At 59.2% G+C, this 245-nt stretch carries 1 pseudogene; it reads right to left on the reverse strand.

The features are described 5' to 3' along the window. Positions 1-245 (reverse strand): annotated as a pseudogene (locus EOD29_RS34200) (carbohydrate ABC transporter permease); the annotation flags it as partial.

Here is a 245-nt window from a genome sequence, read left to right on the forward strand (position 1 = left end):
CTGGTCATCGCACCGAGGATCAACCGCTGGAGCGACAGGAAGGCGACGATCGCCGGAACGACCGCGATCAGGCAGGCGGCGGCAAGCAGCTGGATGGATGAGTCGGTTTGCATGCCGCGGAAATTAAAGATGCCGACGCCGATCGGCATCAGGTCATTTTTCGTGAGCAATAGAAAAGGCACCAGAAATTGCGACCAGCCGGCAATCACCGTGATGATGAAAACGGAGGCGATGCCCGGCGCCGA

The organism is Mesorhizobium sp. M1A.T.Ca.IN.004.03.1.1 (assembly GCF_003997555.1).
Taxonomy (GTDB): domain Bacteria; phylum Pseudomonadota; class Alphaproteobacteria; order Rhizobiales; family Rhizobiaceae; genus Mesorhizobium.